The following is a 21302-nucleotide window of genomic DNA, read 5'->3' on the forward strand; positions in this document are numbered from 1 at the left end:
GGCATAGGCAGAAGGCCCGAAGTCAGGACTCCGGGCCCTCGGCTGTCTCTCCTACCCCGATTTACGGCTTGGCAGGAACCGTGATCTTGCCGTCGACGATGTCCTTCTTGGCAGCGTCGAGCTTGTCCTTGATGTCGTCGATCTCGCCACCGGTGGTGGACAGGCCCACGCCGTCGACCTTCAGGTCGTACGTGACGTTCGAGCCGCCCTTGGTGCCGCCCTGGAAGGCCTTGATGAACTCGAACACGCCGACGTCGACGCGCTTGAGCATCGAGGTCATGATGACCGACTGCAGGTCGGTCTCCTTGACCGTCTGGCGCTGGTCGGAGTCGACGCCGATGGCCTTCTTCTTGGCCGCGGCCGCCGCCTGGAACACGCCGAGACCGGAGTCGCCGGAGGCGTGGTAGACGATGTCCGCGCCGTCCTGGTACATCTTCTCGGCCGCGACCTTGCCCTTGTCGGGGGCCTTGAAGCCGGTGAAGTCACCGTCGGGGGTGAGGTAGCTGATGTCGATCTTGGCATCCGCCTTGACCGACTTCACGCCGGCCACGAAGCCGGCCTCGAACTTCTTGATCAGGTCGCTCTCGACGCCGCCGACGAAGCCGACGTGGCCGCTCTCGGACTTGGTCGCCGCGGCGACGCCCGCCAGGTAGGAGCCCTGCTCCTCGGCGAACAGCAGACCGGTCACGTTGGGCGCGTTGGAGGCGGAGTCGACGACCGCGAACTCGATGTCCGGGTATTCGGTGGCCGTCTTCTTGATGTCCTCGGCGTAGGCGAAGCCGACACCGATGATCGGGTTGTAGCCCGCGTCCGCGAGCTGGCGCAGCAGGTCGCCGCGGTTGGAACCGTCGGCGGACGGGCTGAGCTCCTTGATCTCCGCACCGAGATCCGTCTTTGCCTTCTCCAGGCCGGCGTAGGCGGCGTCGTTGAAGGACTTGTCGCCACGCCCGCCGACGTCGAACGCCAGACCCACCTTGAGCGAGCTCTTCGTGGCTTCGCTGCTGGCGCCGCCGGTCGGCTCCTGACTGGCCGCCGTGGTGCCCCCACCATCGCCGCCACAAGCGGCTGCTGCCATGAGCATGACGCCGGCCACCGAGCCGAGCATCATCCTGTTGAATCGCTTGCCGAGCAAGGCGACTCCCTTCCATTTCCCCGCCGCCGAATCTCATCGCAGGCGCGAAGAAACGTACGGCACCTGCACGGAAGATAGTTGCTTGACCAGGGCGAACCAAACTGGCACACAGGGTCGCAACCTGTCCGTTATCGACATCACTCGCGTCCGTGACCTGAATCCCGGTTCAGGCACGCGGTACGCCCGTGGAAAGTTTTGCCCAACTTTGGTACACGATCACCCCTTGCCCGAGAGCCGATCGTGACGGATGTTCCCAGCGACGGTGAAATCTCGCATCGGAGTTCTGCATGCACCCTCGGAAGGCCCTTCGGGCACTCGCCGTGCCGCTGGCCGCGTTACTCGTCGCGTCCATCACCGGCGTCCCACCCGCCTCGGCCGGCACCCCCGCCATCAAGATCGAGAACAACGCCACCCAGCCCGTCTTCTCCCGCGCGGACGCCGTCAAGCAGACGGTGTTCGTCGAGGTCGCGGGGACCGACAGCGACAACGACGGCGCACCCGACCGGGTGGCCGTGGACATCCTGCGGCCCAAGGAGACCGATCAGGGACTCAAGGTCCCGGTGATCATGGAGGCGAGCCCGTACTACGCCCCCGGCAACGACGTCGCGAACCACCCCGTGGACGTGGACGAGAACGGCAACCCGCTGCCCGCCCTGACTGCCCTGTCGGCCAAGCTGGCCGCCGAACCGTTCGACGGCTACTACGACAACTACTTCCTGCCCCGCGGCTACGCCATCGCCCTGGTCGAAAACCTCGGCAGCGCCCGCGCCACCGGCTGCCCGACCTCGGGTGACCGCAACGAGACGGCCGGCCCGAAGGCCGCGATCGACTGGTTGAACGGCCGCGCCAAGGGCTTCGACGCCGAGGGCGACCCGGTCGAGGCCACCTGGTCGACGGGCAAGGTCGGCATGATCGGCGTCTCGTACAACGGCACCCTGCCCAACGCCGTCGCCGCGACGGGCGTGGAGGGCCTGGAGACGATCGTCCCGATCGCCGCCATCTCCAGCTGGTACGACTACTACCGCGCCAACGGCGGCGTCCTGGCCCCCGGCGGCTTCCAGGGCGAGGACCTGGACGTGCTCGCCAAATACGTACTGACCAGGGAGAACGGCCAGGAGGCCTGCGGCGACGTGATCGACGGGATCACCGCCACCCAGGACCGGATCACCGGCGACTACAGCCCCCTCTGGGACGCCCGCAACTACCTCAACGACGTGCGCAAGGTCAAGGCCAGCGTCTTCGTGGTGCACGGGCTCAACGACTGGAACGTCAAGACCAAGCAGTTCGCCCAGTGGTGGTACGCCCTGTCCAAGCGGCACGTGCCGCGCAAGATCTGGCTGCACCAGGGCACTCACATGAACCCCTTCAGCCTGCGCACGGTCGAATGGCTGCGCCAGCTCCACGGCTGGTTCGACCACTGGCTGTACGGCATCGACTCGGGCATCATGCGCGAGCCCCAGGCGGACGTGGAGATCGCCGCCGGCCAGTGGGCCCAGCACGCCTCGTGGCCGCTGCCGGGCACCGCGACCGTGCCCCTCTTCCCGGGCTCCGGCTCGACGCTCGGCCTGCTGCCCCGCCCGCGCTCGCCCAAGGAGTCGTTCGTGGACCAGAAGGTCAGGACGGCCGAGCAGCTCGTGGAGGCGACAGGGGCCGATCCGAACCGGCTGGCGTGGACGACCGGCGCGCTGCCCGCCGACGTGCGGATCTCGGGAACGCCCACGGTGTCGGTGCGGGCCTCGCTCAAGGACGGCGCGTCCCCGTACCTGACGGCGCTGCTGGTGGACTACGGCACCGACGTCCGCCCGAACGGCACCCTGCTCTCGACCGGCCAGTCCTACTGCTACGGCCAGGGCGTCCCGGGTGACACGGGCTGCACCACCCTCCGGACGCTCGGCACCGCGACGACCCCGTACAAGATCGTCACCCGGGGCTGGCTCGACGTCCGTAACCGCCACCGCCCGGACCGCACCGAGCCCCTACGGCCCGGCAAGGACTACACCTTCACCTGGGACTTCCAGCCGACCGACTACTTGTTCAAGAAGGGGCACCGGCTCGGCCTGGTGATCATCTCCACCGACTACGACTACACCCTCCGCTACCCGCCAGGCACCAAGATCACCGTATCCCCCGCCCAGTCCACCCTCCGCCTGCCCGTGACACTGGGCAAACTGCTCTGAACGACCGCCCCACACGTTCCTCCGCGCGCCCGGCTGTCCACCGGCCGGGCGCGCCCCTTGCGCGAACCAGGCGCCGCACTCCACGGGGCGGGCACGCATCGCGGGAACCGCCACCCTCTGCGGGCCGGGCGGGCATCGCGGCGGGTGCCGTGCGCTGTGGGCGGCGGGTCCCACCCCGCCGTGCCCCCACCGCAGGTCGGTTCGCCTGCACGCCATCCCCCGCCGTTCCCCGTCCCTCCGAAAGACCCCGGCCGAAGTACGGCCGGGGTGGGGAGGAACAGGGGTCAGGCGGGGACGAGGAAGGGCATGTCAGGCCAGGGCGGAGGTGACCGGGTCCAGCGGCCCGACCTCCCACAGCGCCGTCAGCGCCGTGGCGGCCAGGACCCGCACGCCCATCGCGATCGCCTGCTCGTCCACGTCGAACGTCCCCTGGTGGATGTCATACGTCACCCCGTCGGGCGACCGCGTCCCCAGCCGGGCGAACGCCCCCGGGATCGACTCCAGGTACCAGGCGAAGTCCTCTCCCCCGAGCGACTGCTGCGTGGGGACGACCGCCCCCGCGCCCAGCACGCGCTCGGTGGCCTCGGCCAGCATCTCGACGCTGACCTCGTCGTTGACCACCGGCGGCACCCCGCGCGTGTAGTCCATCGTGGCCTCGACCCCGTAGGCGGCCGCCACCGACTCCAGCAGCGACTTGATCAGGTCGGGGGCGGCGTGCCAGGCGTTCTCGTCGAGGCAGCGCACCGTGCCCTCGGCCACGCCGTCGTCGGGGATCGCGTTGGCCGCCGAGCCGGCCTCCACCTTGCCCCAGACGAGGCTGAGCGAGGAGCGCGGGTCGACGCGCCGCGACAGGGCCGCGGGCAGTTCGGTGAGGATCTTGGCCAGGGCGAAGACCAGGTCGGCGGTCAGGTGAGGGCGGGCGGTGTGGCCGCCGGGGCCGGAGACCCTGATGACGATCTTGTCGCAGGCGGAGGTGATCGGGCCGGGCCTGAGCCCGACCTGGCCCACGTCCACGCGCGGGTCGCAGTGGAGCCCGAAGATGCGGTCCACGCCGGCGATGCCACCCTGGGACATGACCTCGAGCGCGCCGCCGGGCAACTCCTCGGCGGGCTGGAAGATCAGGCGTACGCGGCCGGGCAGCAGACCGGCGGCGGCCTGCTGGGCGAGAAAGAGCGAGGTGCCGAGCAGTGCCGAGGTGTGCACGTCGTGACCGCAGGCGTGGCAGGCGCCGTCCACGGTCGAGCGGTAGGCGACGTCCTTCTCGTCCTGCAGGGGCAGCGCGTCGATGTCGGCGCGCAACGCGATGGTCGGCCCGTCGCCGCTGCCCACGTCGCAGATCAGCCCCGTGCCCTGGGTGAACACCGAGGGCTTCAGACCGGCGGCGACGAGCCTGTCGGCGATCCGCTGGGTCGTACGATATTCGGCGAAGGCCAGCTCAGGGTGCATGTGGAGGTCGCGGCGGAACGCCACGAGATCCTGCTCGGTCTCCGCCAGGAACGCGTCGAGTTCCCCCCGCAGCTCACGTCCCCGCATATGTCACCGTCCCGTCCCATGCCGCGCGCCCCAGATGTGCTGGCCATCGCGGCTCATGCCCTGTAAAACTCTCCATCCCGCGGTGGCCACCCGGTCGAGCGGCCGCTCGGCGAACCAAAAGGCACACCCAGTGGGTACGGTGCGCGAGATCGTCAGCACGGGCTTCGCGGTCATCGGTTGCGATTGCCGCCGCTCCAGCCCGGGAGCACAGCGGTCGGCCGTGAGCCCGATGGCGATGCCTCGACTTTATCGCTCCCCTGCGACTCCGCGCCGACAGATACACCAAAAGTTAGCCGACGGCAGGGCCGAAACCGCAGGTCGTCACGTTCCGCGTACGCGCGGCTGATCCGGAAATAGTCACAAGGGATCAGTAGATCGTGACCCGATGCTGTCAGTTCAAACGTGGTCAGCGATTCCGAATCCTGTCACCTTCTGTCATGGTCATGACACTCCAACGATGGCTGCATTTGAGAAGAATGCGTGTTTCACTCGCTGTATGATCACTAATATCCCGTTCGGGGAGAAGAGTGCTGGGTTGAGCATCTTCGAGCCGAGTGAGGGGACCCTGGTGGTCGTACCCTCGCTCTCCCTCCCGCAGGATGAGCTCCGCCGCATCACGGCGGCCAGGTCGTACGAGGAGCGCCTGCTGTTCCTGCTGCTCACGCTCCGCGAACCCAAGGTCAAGGTGGTCTACCTCTCCTCCGCACCCATCGACCCCGACATCGTCGACTACTACTTCGCGTTCCTGCCCGACCCGGACGACGCCGCCAAGCGTCTCACGCTGATCAGCCTCGACGACCCCTGGTCCCAGCCGTTGACCAGGACGCTGCTCGATCGCCCCGACGTCATCGAGCAGTTACGCTCAGCGATCGACGGTGACGCTTGGCTGGTGCCGTTCGTCCTCAGCGAGCTCGAGGAGGAGCTCGCTTCGTTACTCAACGTTCCCCTCTACGGACCGGCGACGTCCCTTTCCTATTACGGCTCCAAGAGCGGGGCCCGGGAAGTGGGACATGAGGCGGGTGTGCCGATGGCGCGCGGCTTCGCTGGCGTGCACTCGGCGCTCCAGATCGAGGAGGCGATGGAGGCCCTGCCCGGCGAGCGGGTGATCGTGAAGTTGAACGACGGGTACTCCGGTCTCGGCAACGCGATCGTCACGAAGGCCGACAGGTCGCTCACCAGCTTCTCCGCAGCCGGCGAGACCTGGGCCAACTTCACCGCGAAGATCCGTGACCGGGGGGCCGTGGTCGAGGAGTTCATCGAACATCGCCCGCTCTACTACCCGAGCGCGCTGGCTCAAATCACGCCCGGCGGTCAGGCTCAGGTGCTGGCCACGCACGACCAGGTGCTGGGCGGCAACAACGGCCACGTCTACCAGGGCTGCACGTTCCCCGCGGCACCCGAGTACCGCGCCGAGGTGGGCGCGTCGGCCGGCCGGATCGCGCAGGTCCTGGCCGAGCGGGGCGTGGTCGGGCTGTTCGGGATGGACTTCTTCGCGCTGAAGGCCGACGCCGGGTACGCGGCGCTGCTGTGCGAGATCAACCTGCGGATCGGCGGCACCACGCATCCGTTCGGCGCCGCCGTGCTGACGACCGGGGCCACGTACGATCAGTCCACCGGTCACCTCATGTCTGGAAATCAGCCGAAGTTCTACACCGCAACCGACAACTGCGCTTCGTCCTGCCTGCGCGGGCGCACCCCGGGTGAGGTGATGCGGACAGCGGAGCGGCTCGGCATCGGTTTCGACGCCGAGCGGCGCACCGGAAACGTGTTCCACCTGCTCGGCGCGATCCCCGAGTACGGCAAGCTGGGCTTCACCTCGATCGGCGACTCACGCGAGGAGGCCGACGAGCTGCACGCCCTCACCCGGCGTCTCCTCTGCGGCCCCTGACCGAGCCCCCGGCCGAGTCCCCGGCTGAGCCCCCGACCGGGCCCCCGGTCGAGCCACCGGCCGAGGAGCCCCGCAGGCCGCGCCAGCCGATGATCCCCAACACGATGGCGAGGATGATGTTCACCGCGATCAGGATCCCGTGCACCACGTAGAAGCTGGTCGGATGCCCATCGGCCAAGTTAAACCCCAGGTTCACCCACTCGAAGATCATGAATGCGCCCAGGATGATGAGGAATCCGGCGATCTTTCGTGACACATGTACCTCTCTAGTATCGAAGGTGGATCTTCGGGGGATGTGTCGCCACATGGGCATTAACACGGAGCTACGCTGAGACCGCCATGTGGACGAAACTCGTGCCGGTCACGGCACTCATCGCCTCGGTCTCGCTCACCGGCGGGACCGCATATGCCGAACCGACGACTCCGGTCGGCGGCGAGGCGCTGGGCAGCCGCGGCCTGGTTGTCCCCGCAGGCGTCAAGAAGCCGCCCAAGAGCAAGGCTACTTCGTACGTCATCGCGGACGCCGGAACGGGGCAGGTGCTCGCGGCCAAGGACGCCCACGGGCGCTACCTGCCGGCCAGCACGCTCAAGACGCTGACCGCGCTCACACTGATCCCCAAGCTCGACAAGAACCGCAAGATCCGGCCCAGCCAGAACGCCTGCAACCAGGAGGGCAGCGCGGTCGGGCTGTCGCCCAAGGCGACGTACAAGGTCGACGACCTGTTCAAGGCGCTGATGATGTCGTCGGGCAACGACGCCGCGATGGCCCTGGCCGAGACGAACGGCGGCCTGGCCAAGACCATGAGTGACATGAACGCCGAGGCCAAGCGGCTGCAGGCGAACGACACCGTGGCCAAGACGCCCAGCGGCCTGGATAAGCCGGGGCAGAGCAGCTCGGCGTACGACCTGGCGCTGATCGCCCGAGCCGGCCTCGCCAACCCCGAGTTCCGGCGCTACATCAGCACGAAGACCTCCAAGTTCCCGGCGCCCAAGGGCTACTACGAGATCAGCAACCACAACAAGCTGCTCTGGCGCTACCAGGGCATGATCGGCGTCAAGAACGGCTGGACGTCGAAGGCGCAGGCCAGCTTCGTGGGCGCGGCCACCCGCGGCGGCCACACGATCGTGGTGAGCATCATGCGGCACCAGGGCGGCTTCTGGGACGAGATCACCCAGCTGCTCGACTGGGGATTCTCGGTGCGCGGCAAGGCCGCCCCGGTCGGTCAGCTCGTGGACCCGCTGCCCGCGTCGGCGCTCGCCGCGCCCCAGCAGCGCCCGTCCGCCGCCGCCCCCGCCTCGCCGGGCACCTCGGTCACGCCGGCCGCCCAGCCGCCGCTGCTGGACACCGCCGCCTCCAAGCAGACCGACTCGACCAAGACGGTCGGCTCGCTGGTGATCGGCGGCGGGCTGCTGTTCGGGCTGATCTGGCTGGGGTACGGGATCCGCCGCAAGCGCGGCCGCTCACGCCTCTGACGGCCGGCCGGCCTCCTCGACGGAGCGAGCCGGGCCCTCCGCGGAGGGTGCCGGCTCCTCGGTGAACGGGACCGGCGAGGGCGCCGGCGGCGGGCACAGTCCCGAGGTGGCGGTCCAGGCGGCGACGAAGAGCACGAGCCGGGCCGAGAAGTTGATCCAGACCAGCAGGCCGACGATGACGGCGAACGTACCGTAGACCGGGTTGCCCAGGGTGGTGGCCAGCAGCAGCGTCGCGATCTGCTTCAGCACCCCGAACCCGATCGCGCCGAGCAGCGCCCCTCGGGCGATCACCCGGAACGGCTGGGTCGGCCGGGCCACCCAGCCGAGCAGGATCACGAACAGCAGCCAGTCCGCTCCGACGCTCGCCGTCACGCCCGCGGCCCTGAGCCCGAGGTTGGCCAGCGTGTCCGCGCCGCCGAAGACGGCGTGCACGACCTTGTCCGTGGCCGTCGTGGCGAACCCCGCGACCAGCACGGACACGATCGCCGTCAGCCCCAGCATGATCAGCGAGGCCAGGTCGCGCAGCTTGCCGAGAAAGAAGTTCAGCGGGGGCGTGGTGGCCATCGAGATGTCCCGCAGCGCCCCGCGCAGCGCGTCGAGCGCGCCGAGCCCGGCGTACAGGAGGCCGAGCAGGCCGATGATCCCGGCGGTCTCCTTGGCCTTGGCGATGGCCTTGATGTCGAGCTGGGCGGAGATGCCCGGCAGGCGTTCGACGATGGCCTTCTCCAGGGCGTACCTGGTCTCATCGCTGGTCGCCACCACGAACCCGAGCACCGCGTACGCCAGCGCCACCAGCGGGAAGAAGGACAGGAAGGCGAAGTAGGTCACCGCGCCGGCCAGCCGGTCGCCGGACTGGAGCTGGTAGCGCTGCGCCGCGCGGACGAGATGGTCGAACGACAGCCTGCGCACCCGCCAGTCGTCGAGCTTGCCGCGCCCCCATGCCCTAACCGACTCGACGCGCTCCGTCAGTCTCGCCATGACACCCTCTTCCCAGGGATCTCCTACCCCAGGCCCGGGTGACGATCACGTACGAGCCACCGCGCCCGCGCTCCGCGCCAGGGCCGTCAGGACCGTCGCCAGGTCGTGGTGGAGCAACTGCCCACCACTCTTGACGACACGCCCCGCGACCATGACCGTCTCCACGCAACCGAGGTCGGCGTTCAGCACGACGGCGCCGATCGGGTCGTGGGCGGCCGCCATGCCGAGCGTGTCGGTGCGCAGGAGCATCAGGTCGGCCTGCTTGCCCGGCCGCAGCGAGCCGACGACGTCGGCCATGCCGAGCACCTCTGCGCCCTCGATGGTGGCCATGCGCAGCGCGTCACGGGTGGTGAAGCCGAGCCCGGCGCCGCCGGGGCGGCCGCGTTCGAGCAGGTGAACGGCGCGCATCAGGGAGAACATGTCGCCGGGCGAGCAGACCACGGTGTCCGCGCCGAGCCCGGCCGGGATGCCCGCCGCCCGGATCCGCCCGGTGGCCGGGTAGCCCATCGCCAGGTTCATCTCGTCCACGGGCGCGAGGGAGACGCTGCCGCCGTTCGCGGCGATGCGCTTGAAGTGCTCGTCGGTGTAGTGCAGGGCGTGCACGAACGTGGTGGGGACGTCGAGCAGCCCCTTGGACTCCAGGAACGCCAGGCCGTCGGCGGCGCCGTCCGGGGTGTGCCCCAGGTGGGCGGTGACCGGCAGGCCCAGCTCGGCGGCCAGCCGCCATTCCGCCAGCGCGCGCTCGGGTCCCGCGATCTCCGGCCCCAGGGCCGCGAGGGCCATCGTGACCAGGCCGGAGGCGTCCGGGAGCTGATCGCGTACGCGCCGGGTCCCGCTCGCGAGGCCGGCCGGGTCGCCGCCGTGGCAGTAGCCGAACACGGCCCTGACGCCGGACTCGCGCAGCGCCCGGACGGCGGACTCCGTGTGGTCGGGAGTGAGCTGGATGTGCGACCAGTCGAGCAGCGTGGTGACGCCCGCGTCGAGGCACTCCAGCGCGCCCGCGAGGTTGCCGGCGTGGACGTCCTCCGGCCGGAAGCGGGGCGCGTACTCGCCGATGACGCGCCGCAGGTAACCGGGGAAGTCGACGTCGGGCGCGGCCGCCCTGATGGCCGCCTGCCAGGTGTGCCGGTGGGTGTCGACGAAACCGGGGAGCACGATCCGCCCGGTCGCGTCGATCACCTGCGCGCCCGGGACCTCGGGCAGGCCGGGGCCCACCTCAGCGATCACGTCGCCCTCGATCCGCACGTCGGCGCGACCGAGCACGACGGGCTCCGGCTCGGTGTCGATGACGAGGCCGTTCCTGATCAGTTGGGTGATTGTCATAGTCAAAAGCTTAGAGAGAAGCTTTTGAGAAAGCAATCTGATGACGGGTATTCTCGATGGCGTGAAACCGGATGAGATCGACGCGTTGGTGCCCCGCTGGGAAGAGGCGGGCATGTCGTCGTCGCTCATCGCCGCACTCGAGCTGAGCAAGCGGGTCTCCCGGCTGCACCTGCACTTCGAGCAGGCGATCAAGGCCGAGCTGTCGGAGCTGGGGCTGACCTACGCCGAGTTCGACGTGCTGATGGCGCTGAACCGGGCGGCGCCGCCGTACCGGATGAAGCCGAGCGAGTTGTCGAAGTCGCTGCTGCTCACCTCCGGGGGGATTAGCAACGTCCTGCAGCGGCTGGCGGCGGCCGGATACGTGGAGCGGGAGGCCAACTCCGGCGACGCCCGCAGCCGCTGGGTCCAGCTGACGGACAAGGGACGCCTGCGGGCCGAGGCGGCGCTGGAGGCCTCGGCGCGGGCGCACGAGGAGGTCACGGCGGGGATCCCGGAGGAGACGGTGCGGCAGGCGGCGGACGTGCTGCGCGCGGTCCTCACCCCGATGAGCCGCCGCCGCTACCGCTGACCCCGCCCCCATGCCCGCCTACAGTCCGTGGCGCGCGGCCCAGGACGTGATGGCCGCGGCGATCTCCTCCGGCCGGTCCTCCGGCGCGTGGTGGCCGGCGGGGCCGCAGTGCTCGGTCTCCAGGGCGGCGATGTTCTCCGCGCACCAGGCCGCCATCGCCTCCCCGCCCAGCAGCGTCGGCGACGAGTCGAACGTGAGCAGCAGCTTGGGCACGTCGTCGCTGCTCGCCAGCCACTTGCCCGAGCCGTCCAGGCGGGCGGCCACGTCGGCGGGCTCGCCGTCGATCGGCAGCGAGCGCGCCCACTCCAGCAGCGGGCGGCGGCTCTCCCGGGTGGGGTAGGGCGCCAGGTACGGCTCCATCTCCTCCTCGCTCAGGCTCGTCAGCACCCCTCCGGTGAACGCGGTCTCCACGAGGAAGTTCCGGTCGAGCACCAGCGACTCCCCCTCGGGACCGCGGATCAGCTCGGCCCGCGCACGCGGCCCCTCGCCCAGCTCGTCCCAGCTCATCCCGCGCACGATCGCCTCCATGAAGGCCACCGCCCGCACCCGCTCCGGGTGGCGGGCCGCCCAGTCGAACGCCAGCGCGCCGCCCCAGTCGTGCCCGACCAGCACCACGCCGTCCAGCCCGAGCACGTCGAACCAGGCGTCGAGGTAGCGGGCGTGGTCATCCATCCGGTACGGCACGTCCGGCTTGCCCGAGCGCCCCATGCCGATGAGGTCGGGAGCGAGCAGCCGGCGGCCGGGCCGGGCGACCCCGGGCAGCACATTTCGCCACAGGCGGGACGAGGCGGGGTTGCCGTGCAGGAAGACGAAGGGCACACCCTCCCCCGCGTCCTCGTAGTACATCGCGGAGTCCAGCACATCGAGCTCAGGCATGATCGATCCATTTCGTTCGTTTGACTAACGTTCGTGGCACTAACGAAATTACACCGTTAGTCGCACTAACGCAACGGATAAGATCGCCCGCATGACGGACCCGATGGACGAACAACTCACCCCGGCCCCCCTGCGCAAGGTGCCCAGCCGGATGTTGTCGCTGGTCGCCACGCACGCCGACCGGCTCGTCACCGAGGGCCTGGCCGGAGCGGACGCCCGCAAGTGGCACTACGCCGCCCTCATGGCGCTGCGCGCGTCCGGCCCGGTGAGCCAGGCGGAGCTGAGCAGGATCACCGGGATCTACCGCAGCGACCTGGTCGCCGTCATCAACGAGCTCACCGAGCGCGGCCACGTCGAGCGCGCGCCGGATCCCGCCGACCGCCGTCGCAACGTCATCACCATCACCGATCAGGGGCGCCGGCACCTGGAGCGGCTGCAGCGTCTCATGGCGGAGCTCCAGGACGACTTCCTGGCGCCCCTCAGCGGACCGGAACGCGAGCAATTCACGGATTTTCTCGCCCGCCTGCTGGCCCACCATTCGCGGCTCCGTAGGGCCTGAGCAGGGCCGAAACCATGGCAGCGGAACATCGGGAGCCCTAGCCTGAGGGGAGTTGGGACCGATCCAGGAGGCGTCGCGCCTATGGCCGAAATCAGCACCGGGCAGATGGTCAGACTCCAGCGCGAGCGAAGGGGCATGAGCACCACCGCGCTGGCGACCCAGTCCGGCTGCACCCCCAGGCACATCGAGCTGATCGAGCACGGCAAACGAACACCCTCGCTCCCGCTCCTGCGGGAGATCGCCAAGGTGCTGGGAGTACGCACCGCGGTGCTCTTAGGCGAGACCCCGCGCGACTCCCACGAGCCCAGCAGGCCGCAGATCAGCGACATCGAGCGGGCCCTCTTCACGTGCCGGTCGCTGGCGCCCGACATCGAGCCGCCCGACGTCGAGCAGCTCTCCGAGCGGGTGGCCGCGGCCCGCAACGCCTGGTTCACCTCCACGCGCCGCTACTCGATCCTGATGGCCGCGCTGCCGTCGCTGGTCACCGACGCCGAGAGCCTGGCCCTGGAGCGCACACCGGGCTCGCACAGCGTGGCGACGGACGCGTACCTGCTGGCCAGGGGGGTGCTGAAGCACCTGCGGCGGGTGGACCTGGCGCATCTCGCGGCCGACCGGGCGATGCGGTTCGCCGAGGAGTCCGAGGACCCGCTGATGATCGCGTGGGCGTACTGGAACCTGGGACAGTCGATGTTGTCGGACGACATGCACCAGATCGCGTACGACGTCGCGCGGCGCGGCATCGAGCTGCTGGAGCCGCACGTCGGGGACGGCGACCAGCGCCACCTCAAGGCGCTCGGCGCGCTGCACCTGCTCGCCGCGATCGGCGAGGCCCGCATGGGCGACGACGACGGGGCCCGGGAGCGGGTACGCGGGCCGGCGGCGCAACTGGCCGAGCGGGTCGACGACTCCTCGGGTGTCTACGACCTGGCCTTCTTCGGCCCCACCAACGTCGCCATCCACATGGCCAGCATCGAGAACGACACCGGCCGCCCGGAGGCGGTGCTGCACATCGCCGACGACATCGACCTGCGGCGCACGCCGTCGATCGAGCGGCGTACCACCCACCTCGGCCACGTCGCCCGTGCCTGCGAGGACCTGGGCGACGACGCCGCCAGCCTGCTCCACCTCCTGCGAATAGAGCGTGAATGCCCGGAAGAGCTCGACCACAAGCTGCTGTTGAGGGAGATGGTCCGCTCGCTGGCACGGCGGGCGCGGCCGTCGTGGGCGCCGGAGGTGCGCTACCTGGCCGAGCGCCACGACATCCCGATCTGAGCCGCCCGGCGCGCGAACTCAGAGTTCGGTCACCACGAACAGGGAGATCCTGCGCCCGAGTTCGTCACGGACAGGCGCGCGGATGCGACTCTGCGTCCATGACCACAGCGCCGACTGCCGATTTCGTCATGGAACGCCTGCTCCAGGAGGCCACCCGAGAGTTCCCCGGGTGGTCCTTCGTACGAGATCATTCGGGCTGGACCGCCATACGCGACGAGACCCGGCTCACCCGGCCCAGCCTGGCCGCCCTGCGTGCCCTCCTACGCGTGCACCGGGCGGCGCAGCGGAGATGACCGGCACGCCCTTCGAGGGCCCCTGGGCCGGCTCGCCACCCGAGAACGACCATCCTCTGGCGAGGCGGCAGCTCGAGGTCCTGCGGTCGACGTATCCGGCGTGGGAGATCCATTTCCGCATCGACGCGGCCGGCGCGCCCAGGTGGACGGCCGAGCTGCGGCGGCCGGTCACGGCGCAACTGACGGCCAACGGAGTACGGGAACGCATCGGCGGCCCTGACGCCATCACGCTCGCCTCCGCGCTGGCCCACCAGTCGTCCCTCCTCCACAACGGCCGGACCGCCTGGCCACCCGCCTGACCACCCCCTGCCCGGCTTCCCATCCCTCTCCGGGGAAGCCGGGCCCGAGCCCGGGAAGGCGTCAGCCGGCGGTGGGCGGCAGCACCCTGGCAGCCAGGCCCGAGATGACGGCGGCCACCTCTCCAGGGGCCTTGGCGTGGGCCGAGTGACCCTGGCCGGGCAGCACCACCCTCGACGCGGCCGGCAGCACCCGCTCCAACGCGTCCAGCCGCTCCCCCAGGTGCCCCGGGCTCCGGTCGCCCCCCAGCAGCACCACCGGCGCGCTGATCCCCGCGTAGGCGTCGAGCCGGACGCCGAGGGAGTCCATGGCGGCGTTGTCCTCGATCTGCCGGGGGACCAGTGCCCGCATCCTCGGCGACACCGACACGAACCAGTCCACCAGCAGTGCCGCCCAGGCCGGAAGCCCCACGGTGTCGCGCACGAAGATCCGCATCGCCCGCCCCGGCCGCCCGGCGGCGACGGCGGCCCGGGTCCGGGTGTGGACCTCGCCGTGCGGCCCCCCGAGCGGCGGTCCGATCACCGCCGGCGGCTCGTACAGGACCGCCCCCGCGAATGCCGACGGCGCCGCCACCATGGCCTCCAGCGCGATCACCGCCCCCGAGGAGTGCCCCGCGACCAGCACGGGCCCGCCGCCGACGGCCGCCACCACCGCGAGCACGTGCTCGACCTCCTGCGCGACGGTGCAGGGCGGGAGGTCGAGCCGGTATTGCCGCCGGTGCGGGCGGACGACGCGGTAGTCGGGGGTCAGCCGCTCGGCCACCTTCCGCCACGAGGCGCCGTCGTCCAGGCCGGGGTGCAGGACCAGGATGACGGGCCCGCTCCCCTCGTCGACGGCCCGCGCCTCGGTCCCATCGGCCGCCTTCGCCGTCATGTCCATGACCGTCTCCTTAGCATCGCTAAGTCGAACTTAGTGCCGCTAAGCCGTCCTGGCAACCGGCCCGCCTCGGCGGGCGGGGGCGGGCTCTTCGACGGGAAAGGCGTACGCGACCGTGGCCGGCCAAAAGCAAGAGCCGGGCACGCCGCTTGATCGGCGTGCCCGGCCCTGAAGGTCGGGAAGGTTACAGCTTGGGCAGGAAGCCCACCCGGTCACGGACCTGCGCCATGGTCTCCTTGGCCACCGCCGCGGCGCGCTCAGCGCCGATCGCCAGCATGCGGTCCAGCTCCACCTCGTCAGACAGCAGCTTCTCCGTGCGCTCCCTGATCGGCGCGAACGTGTCGGCCACGGCCTCCGCCACGTCCTTCTTGAACGTGCCGTAGCCCTGGCCCTCGTAGCGGGCCACCAGCTCGGGGATGGGCGTGCCGGTCAGCGCCGACTGGATGCGCAGAAGGTTGGAGATGCCCGGCTTGTTCTCCTCGTCGAACAGCACCTCCGAGCCCGTGTCCGTCACCGCGCGCATGATCTTCTTGCGCAGCGGCCCGGGCTGCTCCAGGACGTCGAGGATGCCCGCCGGGCTCGACGACGACTTCGACATCTTCGCCGTCGGGTCCTGGAGGTCGGTGATCTTCTCGACCTCCTTGAGGATGTACGGCTCCGGCAGCGTGAAGGTGTCACCGAACCGGTGGTTGAACCGCTGGCCCAGGTCGCGCGTGAGCTCGAGGTGCTGCTTCTGGTCCGCCCCCACCGGGACCCGGTTGGCCTGGTAGATCAGGATGTCGGCGGCCTGCAGGATCGGGTAGGTGAACAGGCCGACGCTGGCCGCGCTCTCCCCGAACTTGGCCGATTTGTCCTTGAACTGGGTCATCCTGGCCGCCTCGCCCATGCCGGTGAGGCAGATCAGGATCCAGGCCAGCTCGGTGTGCTCGCGCACGTGCGACTGCACGAAGACGGTGGAGCGCTCGGGGTCGAGCCCCGCGGCGAAGAGCTGGGCCGCGGCCACGCGGCTGCGGCGGCGCAGCGCGGCGGGCTCGGTCGGCACGGTGATCGCGTGGAGATCGACCACGCAGTAGAACGCGTCGTGGGTCTCCTGCATAGTGACCCACTGGCGGACCGCACCCAGGTAATTGCCCAGGTGGAAGGAGTCCGCTGTGGGCTGGATGCCGGAGAGTACACGAGGTCTGGCCATAGCAGGCAATTGTGTCAGGAATCCTGCTCAGGCTGCGACTCGGCGGCCGCTCGGCGTTTCACTCTCACCCGGGCGATACGGCGGCCGTCCAGCTCGGTGACGGTCAGCTCGAAGCCGGAGAACTCCACCCGCTCCCCGGCGGCGGGCACGTGGCCCAGCATGGCCATGACGAACCCGGCCAGCGTCTCGTAGGGGCCGTCAGGCAGGCGGATGCCGGTCTCGGTGGCGAAGTCGTTGAGGTTGGTCAGGCCGTCGATCTCGATCTCGCCGGCCGGCAGGATCACGATGTCCTCCTCGACGTCGTACTCGTCCCTGATGTCGCCGATCAGCTCCTCGACCAGGTCCTCCATGGTGACGATGCCGGCCGTGCCGCCGTACTCGTCCACCACGATCGCCAGGTGCTGGCCCTCGTCGCGCATCTCGTTCAGGGTGGTGAGCAGGCGCTTGGACGCGGGCACGAACTTGGCCGCCCTGATCGGCACGACCGCGCTGAGCGGCTCGGTACGGCCGGCCAGCTCGGGATCCAGCAGGTCACGGACGTGGACGAAGCCGATGACCTCGTCGTAGGACTCGCGGTAGACCGGGAACCGCGAGTGCGGGAGCGCGGCGGCCAGCCGGGCGGCGTCGTTCAGCGGCGTGTCGGCCTCCATGAACTCCACCTCCGTGCGCGGCAGCATCACCTCCCTGAGCTGCCGCTTCCCGGCGGCGAACACCTCGCCGATGAGCTTGCGCTCGTCGGCGGTCAGGTCGGTGTGCCCGACCACCATGTCGCGCAGCTCCTCGGTGGTGACCTCCTCGCGGTCGGCCTTCGGGTTCCCGCCGAGCAACCTGACCACGCCGTCGGTGGACTTCGACAACATCCAGATGATCGGGCGTGACAGGGAGGCGATCCGGTCGAGGAACGGCGCCACGTACAGCGACAACCCCTCGGCCCGTTGCAGTGCCAGGCGCTTGGGCGCCAGCTCCCCCAGCACCAGCGACACGTACGAGATCGCCAGCGTCACCAGCACCAGCGCCATGACGGGCGACACCGCCGGCGGCACCTGCCAGCCCTCCAGCACGGGCACGAGCTGCGCCGCCAGCCGGTCGGCGCCGAACGCGGCCGACAACATCGTGGCCACGGTCACGCCGATCTGCACGGCCGACAGGAACCTGTTGGGATCGCGGGCCAGCTTGGCCACGCGCTCGCCGCGCCTGCCGTGCTGGGAGATCTTGCGGACCTGGCTGTCACGCAGGGAGACCATGGCGATTTCGGCGGCGGCGAAGAAGCCCCCGATCAAGATGAACAGCAGAACCAGGGCGATGTTGGCCGCGACGGTGTCAAACATGGTGGTTGGCAGCGTACTCAACGGATTTCCCGCGTATGCTGAACGGCAAGCCGTACAAAATCAAACATATTTGAACAGGAGTGAACATGAGGCTACTGGTTACCGGTGGTGCCGGATATGTCGGTAGCGTCGTCGCAGCGCAGCTCATCGAGGCCGGACACGAGGTGACCGTACTCGACGACCTGTCGACCGGACATGAGGACGCGGTGCCGGAGGGCGCCCGTTTCGTGCGCGCGGACATCGCCGAGGCCGGGCAGGTGCTCGACGGCGTGCAGGCGGTGCTGCACTTCGCGGCCAAGTCGCTGGTGGGCGAGTCGGTGGCGAAGCCGGGGCTCTACTGGGCCAACAACCTGGGCGGCACGCTGGCGCTGCTCGACGCCATGCGGGACAAGGGCGTGGGCCGGATCGTGTTCTCCTCGACGGCGGCCACGTACGGGGAGCCCGAGCGCTCGCCCATCGAGGAGAGCGATCCCACGCGCCCGACCAACCCCTACGGGGCCTCCAAGCTGGCCGTGGACACCGCGCTGAGCGCGTACGCGGGGCTGCGCGGGCTGGGCGCGGTGAGCCTGCGCTACTTCAACGTGGCCGGCGCCTACGGCCGCTTCCGCGAGCGGCACACGATCGAGACCCACCTCATCCCGAACGTGCTGAAGGTCGCCACCGGCGAGCGCGAGTCGGTCAGCGTGTTCGGCACCGACTACGCCACGCCCGACGGCACCTGCGTGCGCGACTACATCCACGTCTCCGACCTGGCCAAGGCCCACCTGCTGGCGCTGGACGCGATCGCTCCGGGCGAGCACAAGGTCTACAACCTGGGCAGCGGCACCGGCTTCTCCGTGCAGGAGGTGATCTCGGTCTGCCGCGAGGTCACCGGGCACGAGATCCCGGCCGTCGTCGAGGACCGGCGTCCCGGCGACCCGGCGGTGCTGGTCGCCTCGTCGGCCAAGATCCAGCGGGAATTGGGCTGGAAGGCCGAGCGGGCGTCGCTGCGCGACATCGTCTCGGACGCCTGGGGAGCGCTTTCCGGCAAATGAGCCATACGGCGCGGCAATGTGTGCTGTGATACCCAAATGTGAGGAGCTTTTCACCAAGGGTCACGAAGCTGATCTTCGGTGCCCTCATCGTGACGTGCAGCCTCCTGGCCGCGGCCGGAGTGATCTTCGCGACCCCGCAGGCGGCTCCGGCCGTGCAGCCGACACCTTGTCCTGGGGCGGACAAAAGGTAAATACGGCACGACCGTTACTCTTTCGACGTGTCGCTCCTCCCCGAGAGCGGGCCTGTCCGCGCGCTCACGTACGCCACCTTCCTCAGGGCCATCGGCCGCGGCCTTTTCATCACGGTCAGCGTGCTGTTCTTCAAGCTGTCCGTGGGGCTGTCCGACGGGGAGATCGGGCTCGGCATGACGATCGCCGCCGCCGTCGGGCTGGCGGCCGGGCTGCCCGCCGGGCGGCTGTCCGACCTCATCGGGCCGCGCGGGGTGCAGATCGCGTTCTCGTCGGCCGGGGCGGTGCTGGTGGCGGCGTACGCCCTGGTGACCGACTTCACCGGGTTCGTCGTGGTGGCCAGTCTGGTGACGTTCGCCGAGGCCGCCGAGTCCACGGCGCGGGCGGCGCTGGTCGGGGGCGCGGTGCCCGGTCCCGAGCGGGTACGGGTGCGGGCCTACCTGCGGGCCGTGACCAACGTCGGGTGGTCGTTCGGCGGCATCGGGGCGGGACTGGCGCTGGGCTTCGACACCCGGCCCGGGTACCTGGCGATGATCTTCGGGTGCACGGCCTGCTACCTGGGGAGCGCGGCGCTGATGTTCCGGGTCCCGCCGGTCGCCCCCGTGGCCCGGCGCGGCGACGGGCCCGCGTGGGCGGTGCTGCGCGACCGGCCGTACGCGGTGCTGGCCCTGCTCAACGCGGTGCTGTTCATGCAGGGCGGGCTGTTCAACTACGCGATCCCGCTGTGGGTGGCCGGCCGCACCTCGGCGCCGCCGTGGACGGTGGCGCTGCTCGCCCTGGTCAACACCGTCACCGTCACGCTGCTGCAGGTCCGGCTCAGCCGCGGCACCGACGACGCGGCGGGCGCCGCCAGGGCGCAGCGGCGCTCCGGGATGTTCCTGCTGGTGGCCTGCGTGCTGCTGGCGCTGGCCGCCGGGCAGCCGGTGTGGGTGGCCATGGTGGCGCTGCTCGGCGGGACGCTCCTGCACGTGTTCGGCGAGCTGCTGCAGGCCGCCGGCTCGTGGGGCCTGTCGTACGAGCTCGCGCCGCCGCACGCCATCGGGCAGTACCAGGGCCTGTACGGCATGGGCCAGCAGGTGTCCAACATCGCCGCCCCCGCCGTCATGACCACGGTCGTCGTCGGCTGGGGACTGCCCGGGTGGATCCTGTTCGGCCTGCTCTTCCTGGCCGCCGGGCTGGCGGTCCCGCCGGTGGCGCGCTGGGCCGGACGTACGCGTCCCGCCACCGTCCCTGAGACGCAACCCGCCTGAACGCGAACGCGCGCGCCCCCACCGCAGGAGAACGCGCGCGCCTGGCTCAGATGAGGCCGAGCTCCTTCACCGCGTCGCGCTCCTCCTCCAGCTCGCGCACGCTGGCGTCGATGCGCTCGCGGGAGAAGGCGTCGATCTCCAGGCCCTGGATGATCTCGAACTTGCCGTTCGCCGCGCGGACGGGGAAGGACGAGATGAGGCCCTCGGGCACGCCGTAGGAGCCGTCGGAGACCACGGCCGCCGAGGTCCAGTCGGTGCCGTTGACCCAGTCGTAGACGTGGTCGATCGCGGCGTTGGCGGCCGAGGCGGCCGAGGAGGCGCCACGGGCGTCGATGATGGCGGCGCCGCGCTTGGCCACCGTCGGGATGAACGTGCCGCTCAACCACTCGGACTCGACCTGCTCGGCCGCGACCTTGCCGCCGACCTCGGCGTGGAACAGGTCAGGGTATTGGGTGGCGGAGTGGTTGCCCCAGATCGTCATCTTCTTGATCTCGGTGACCGGGACCTGCAGCTTGGCCGCGAGCTGGGACAGCGCGCGGTTGTGGTCGAGCCTGGTCATCGCGGTGAAGCGGTCGGCGGGCACGTCGGGCGCGTTCCGCTGGGCGATGAGCGCGTTGGTGTTGGCCGGGTTGCCCACTACCAGGACCCTGATGTCGTCGGCGGCGTGGTCGTTGATCGCCTTGCCCTGCGGGCCGAAGATGCCGCCGTTGGCGCCGAGCAGGTCACCGCGCTCCATGCCGGCCTTCCGCGGCATGGCGCCGACCAGCAGCGCGACGTTGGCGCCGGCGAAGGCGACGTTGGGGTCGTCGGTGATCTCGATGCCGGACAGCAGCGGGAACGCGCAGTCGTCCAGCTCCATCGCGGTGCCCTCGGCCGCCTTCACCGCCGGCGGGATCTCCAGGAGGCTGAGCTTGACCGGCGTGTCGGCGCCGAGCAGCTGCCCCGACGCGATGCGGAACAGCAATGCGTAGCCGATCTGGCCGGCGGCTCCGGTGACGGTCACCTTGACGGGCACAGTGGCTGACGACGCCATGGCCTTCCCCTAACTCGATGCATGAATCATTGAC

20 protein-coding genes are annotated in these 21302 nt (G+C 70.1%); 10 read left to right on the forward strand and 10 right to left on the reverse strand.

Annotation, left to right across the window (positions count from 1 at the left end; genetic code table 11):
- Positions 1-61: 61 nt before the first annotated feature.
- Positions 62-1132, reverse strand: coding sequence for a BMP family ABC transporter substrate-binding protein (locus tag AB0J69_RS04005; protein ID WP_364112624.1), 1071 nt, complete (start codon positions 1130-1132; stop codon positions 62-64).
- Positions 1133-1419: 287 nt separating this feature from the next.
- On the opposite strand from AB0J69_RS04005, the gene AB0J69_RS04010 reads away from it, so the two are divergent.
- Positions 1420-3309, forward strand: coding sequence for a Xaa-Pro dipeptidyl-peptidase (locus tag AB0J69_RS04010; protein WP_364112626.1), 1890 nt, complete (start codon positions 1420-1422; stop codon positions 3307-3309).
- Positions 3310-3618: 309 nt separating this feature from the next.
- Here AB0J69_RS04010 and AB0J69_RS04015 read toward each other — a convergent pair whose 3' ends face one another.
- Entirely contained in the window at positions 3619-4842 is a 1224-nt protein-coding gene (locus tag AB0J69_RS04015) for a M20 family metallopeptidase (protein ID WP_364112628.1), read from the reverse strand.
- A gap of 535 nt (positions 4843-5377) precedes the next feature.
- Between AB0J69_RS04015 and AB0J69_RS04020 the strand changes: the two genes are divergently transcribed.
- Positions 5378-6730: a peptide ligase PGM1-related protein gene (locus AB0J69_RS04020; protein ID WP_364112630.1), complete on the forward strand. Its 1353-nt coding sequence runs from the start codon at positions 5378-5380 to the stop codon at positions 6728-6730.
- Here the strand turns inward: AB0J69_RS04020 and AB0J69_RS04025 are convergent.
- A complete protein-coding gene (locus AB0J69_RS04025; RefSeq protein ID WP_364112632.1) occupies positions 6702-6986 on the reverse strand; it encodes a hypothetical protein in 285 nt (94 codons plus the stop codon). The two genes, AB0J69_RS04020 and AB0J69_RS04025, sit on opposite strands and share 29 nt — an antisense overlap.
- An 83-nt stretch (positions 6987-7069) precedes the next feature.
- Here AB0J69_RS04025 and AB0J69_RS04030 point away from each other — a divergent pair, with 83 nt between their 5' ends.
- Positions 7070-8203, forward strand: coding sequence for a D-alanyl-D-alanine carboxypeptidase (locus AB0J69_RS04030; RefSeq protein ID WP_364112634.1), 1134 nt, complete (start codon positions 7070-7072; stop codon positions 8201-8203).
- Here AB0J69_RS04030 and AB0J69_RS04035 read toward each other — a convergent pair.
- Together AB0J69_RS04035 and AB0J69_RS04040 are read right to left on the reverse strand one after the other, a co-directional pair.
- A complete protein-coding gene (locus tag AB0J69_RS04035; protein ID WP_364112636.1) occupies positions 8192-9181 on the reverse strand; it encodes a YihY/virulence factor BrkB family protein in 990 nt (329 codons plus the stop codon). The genes AB0J69_RS04030 and AB0J69_RS04035 overlap by 12 nt on opposite strands.
- Before the next feature lie 45 nt (positions 9182-9226).
- Positions 9227-10504: an amidohydrolase family protein gene (locus tag AB0J69_RS04040; protein ID WP_364112638.1), complete on the reverse strand. Its 1278-nt coding sequence runs from the start codon at positions 10502-10504 to the stop codon at positions 9227-9229.
- A gap of 61 nt (positions 10505-10565) precedes the next feature.
- Between AB0J69_RS04040 and AB0J69_RS04045 the strand changes: the two genes are divergently transcribed.
- Positions 10566-11072, forward strand: a complete 507-nt coding sequence (locus tag AB0J69_RS04045; protein ID WP_364112640.1) for a MarR family transcriptional regulator — start codon at positions 10566-10568, stop codon at positions 11070-11072.
- A gap of 18 nt (positions 11073-11090) precedes the next feature.
- Here the strand turns inward: AB0J69_RS04045 and AB0J69_RS04050 are convergent, their stop codons facing one another.
- A complete protein-coding gene (locus AB0J69_RS04050; protein ID WP_364112642.1) occupies positions 11091-11948 on the reverse strand; it encodes a haloalkane dehalogenase in 858 nt (285 codons plus the stop codon).
- A 91-nt stretch (positions 11949-12039) separates the two neighbouring features.
- Here AB0J69_RS04050 and AB0J69_RS04055 point away from each other — a divergent pair, with 91 nt between their 5' ends.
- The 4 genes from AB0J69_RS04055 (at position 12040) to AB0J69_RS04070 (ending at position 14371) form a co-directional block, all read left to right on the forward strand.
- On the forward strand, positions 12040-12507 hold the full coding sequence (locus AB0J69_RS04055; protein ID WP_364112644.1) for a MarR family transcriptional regulator: 468 nt from the start codon (positions 12040-12042) through the stop codon (positions 12505-12507).
- Positions 12508-12588: 81 nt separating this feature from the next.
- Positions 12589-13779, forward strand: coding sequence for a helix-turn-helix transcriptional regulator (locus AB0J69_RS04060; RefSeq protein ID WP_364112646.1), 1191 nt, complete (start codon positions 12589-12591; stop codon positions 13777-13779).
- A 98-nt stretch (positions 13780-13877) separates the two neighbouring features.
- Positions 13878-14072, forward strand: coding sequence for a hypothetical protein (locus AB0J69_RS04065; protein WP_364112648.1), 195 nt, complete (start codon positions 13878-13880; stop codon positions 14070-14072).
- A complete protein-coding gene (locus AB0J69_RS04070) occupies positions 14069-14371 on the forward strand; it encodes a hypothetical protein (RefSeq protein ID WP_364112650.1) in 303 nt (100 codons plus the stop codon). Before AB0J69_RS04065 ends, AB0J69_RS04070 begins: the two co-directional genes overlap by 4 nt.
- A 61-nt stretch (positions 14372-14432) precedes the next feature.
- On the opposite strand, the gene AB0J69_RS04075 is transcribed toward AB0J69_RS04070, so the two are convergent.
- The 3 genes from AB0J69_RS04075 to AB0J69_RS04085 form a co-directional block, all read right to left on the reverse strand.
- The gene (locus AB0J69_RS04075) at positions 14433-15248 is read right to left on the reverse strand and encodes an alpha/beta hydrolase (RefSeq protein WP_364112652.1); all 816 of its coding nucleotides are present in this window, start codon (positions 15246-15248) and stop codon (positions 14433-14435) included.
- 181 nt (positions 15249-15429) lie between these two features.
- Positions 15430-16434 (reverse strand): tryptophan--tRNA ligase, encoded by a 1005-nt coding sequence (gene trpS / locus AB0J69_RS04080; protein WP_364112654.1) that lies wholly within the window; start codon positions 16432-16434, stop codon positions 15430-15432.
- A gap of 14 nt (positions 16435-16448) precedes the next feature.
- Positions 16449-17762: a hemolysin family protein gene (locus tag AB0J69_RS04085; RefSeq protein WP_364112656.1), complete on the reverse strand. Its 1314-nt coding sequence runs from the start codon at positions 17760-17762 to the stop codon at positions 16449-16451.
- A gap of 86 nt (positions 17763-17848) precedes the next feature.
- Here AB0J69_RS04085 and galE point away from each other — a divergent pair, with 86 nt between their 5' ends.
- Together galE and AB0J69_RS04095 are read left to right on the forward strand one after the other, a co-directional pair.
- Positions 17849-18796 (forward strand): UDP-glucose 4-epimerase GalE, encoded by a 948-nt coding sequence (gene galE / locus AB0J69_RS04090; protein WP_364112658.1) that lies wholly within the window; start codon positions 17849-17851, stop codon positions 18794-18796.
- A 218-nt stretch (positions 18797-19014) separates the two neighbouring features.
- Positions 19015-20235 (forward strand): MFS transporter, encoded by a 1221-nt coding sequence (locus AB0J69_RS04095; RefSeq protein ID WP_364112660.1) that lies wholly within the window; start codon positions 19015-19017, stop codon positions 20233-20235.
- A gap of 46 nt (positions 20236-20281) precedes the next feature.
- On the opposite strand, the gene AB0J69_RS04100 is transcribed toward AB0J69_RS04095, so the two are convergent.
- On the reverse strand, positions 20282-21268 hold the full coding sequence (locus AB0J69_RS04100; protein ID WP_364112662.1) for a malate dehydrogenase: 987 nt from the start codon (positions 21266-21268) through the stop codon (positions 20282-20284).
- Positions 21269-21302 lie beyond the last annotated feature (34 nt).

Origin of the sequence: Nonomuraea sp. NPDC049709, from assembly GCF_040674815.1 — a bacterium.
Lineage (GTDB): Bacteria > Actinomycetota > Actinomycetes > Streptosporangiales > Streptosporangiaceae > Nonomuraea.

Bases quoted from the DNA above. Each gene is read 5' to 3' on its own strand.
- AB0J69_RS04010 (WP_364112626.1), top strand. From the start codon at position 1,420: ATGCACCCTCGGAAGGCCCTTCGGGCACTCGCCGTGCCGCTGGCCGCG.
- AB0J69_RS04015 (WP_364112628.1), bottom strand. From the start codon at position 4,842: ATGCGGGGACGTGAGCTGCGGGGGGAACTCGACGCGTTCCTGGCGGAG.
- AB0J69_RS04030 (WP_364112634.1), top strand. From the start codon at position 7,070: ATGTGGACGAAACTCGTGCCGGTCACGGCACTCATCGCCTCGGTCTCG.
- AB0J69_RS04035 (WP_364112636.1), bottom strand. From the start codon at position 9,181: ATGGCGAGACTGACGGAGCGCGTCGAGTCGGTTAGGGCATGGGGGCGC.
- AB0J69_RS04040 (WP_364112638.1), bottom strand. From the start codon at position 10,504: ATGACAATCACCCAACTGATCAGGAACGGCCTCGTCATCGACACCGAG.
- AB0J69_RS04050 (WP_364112642.1), bottom strand. From the start codon at position 11,948: ATGCCTGAGCTCGATGTGCTGGACTCCGCGATGTACTACGAGGACGCG.
- AB0J69_RS04055 (WP_364112644.1), top strand. From the start codon at position 12,040: ATGACGGACCCGATGGACGAACAACTCACCCCGGCCCCCCTGCGCAAG.
- AB0J69_RS04060 (WP_364112646.1), top strand. From the start codon at position 12,589: ATGGCCGAAATCAGCACCGGGCAGATGGTCAGACTCCAGCGCGAGCGA.
- AB0J69_RS04065 (WP_364112648.1), top strand. From the start codon at position 13,878: ATGACCACAGCGCCGACTGCCGATTTCGTCATGGAACGCCTGCTCCAG.
- AB0J69_RS04070 (WP_364112650.1), top strand. From the start codon at position 14,069: ATGACCGGCACGCCCTTCGAGGGCCCCTGGGCCGGCTCGCCACCCGAG.
- AB0J69_RS04075 (WP_364112652.1), bottom strand. From the start codon at position 15,248: ATGGACATGACGGCGAAGGCGGCCGATGGGACCGAGGCGCGGGCCGTC.
- trpS (WP_364112654.1), bottom strand. From the start codon at position 16,434: ATGGCCAGACCTCGTGTACTCTCCGGCATCCAGCCCACAGCGGACTCC.
- AB0J69_RS04085 (WP_364112656.1), bottom strand. From the start codon at position 17,762: ATGTTTGACACCGTCGCGGCCAACATCGCCCTGGTTCTGCTGTTCATC.
- galE (WP_364112658.1), top strand. From the start codon at position 17,849: ATGAGGCTACTGGTTACCGGTGGTGCCGGATATGTCGGTAGCGTCGTC.
- AB0J69_RS04100 (WP_364112662.1), bottom strand. From the start codon at position 21,268: ATGGCGTCGTCAGCCACTGTGCCCGTCAAGGTGACCGTCACCGGAGCC.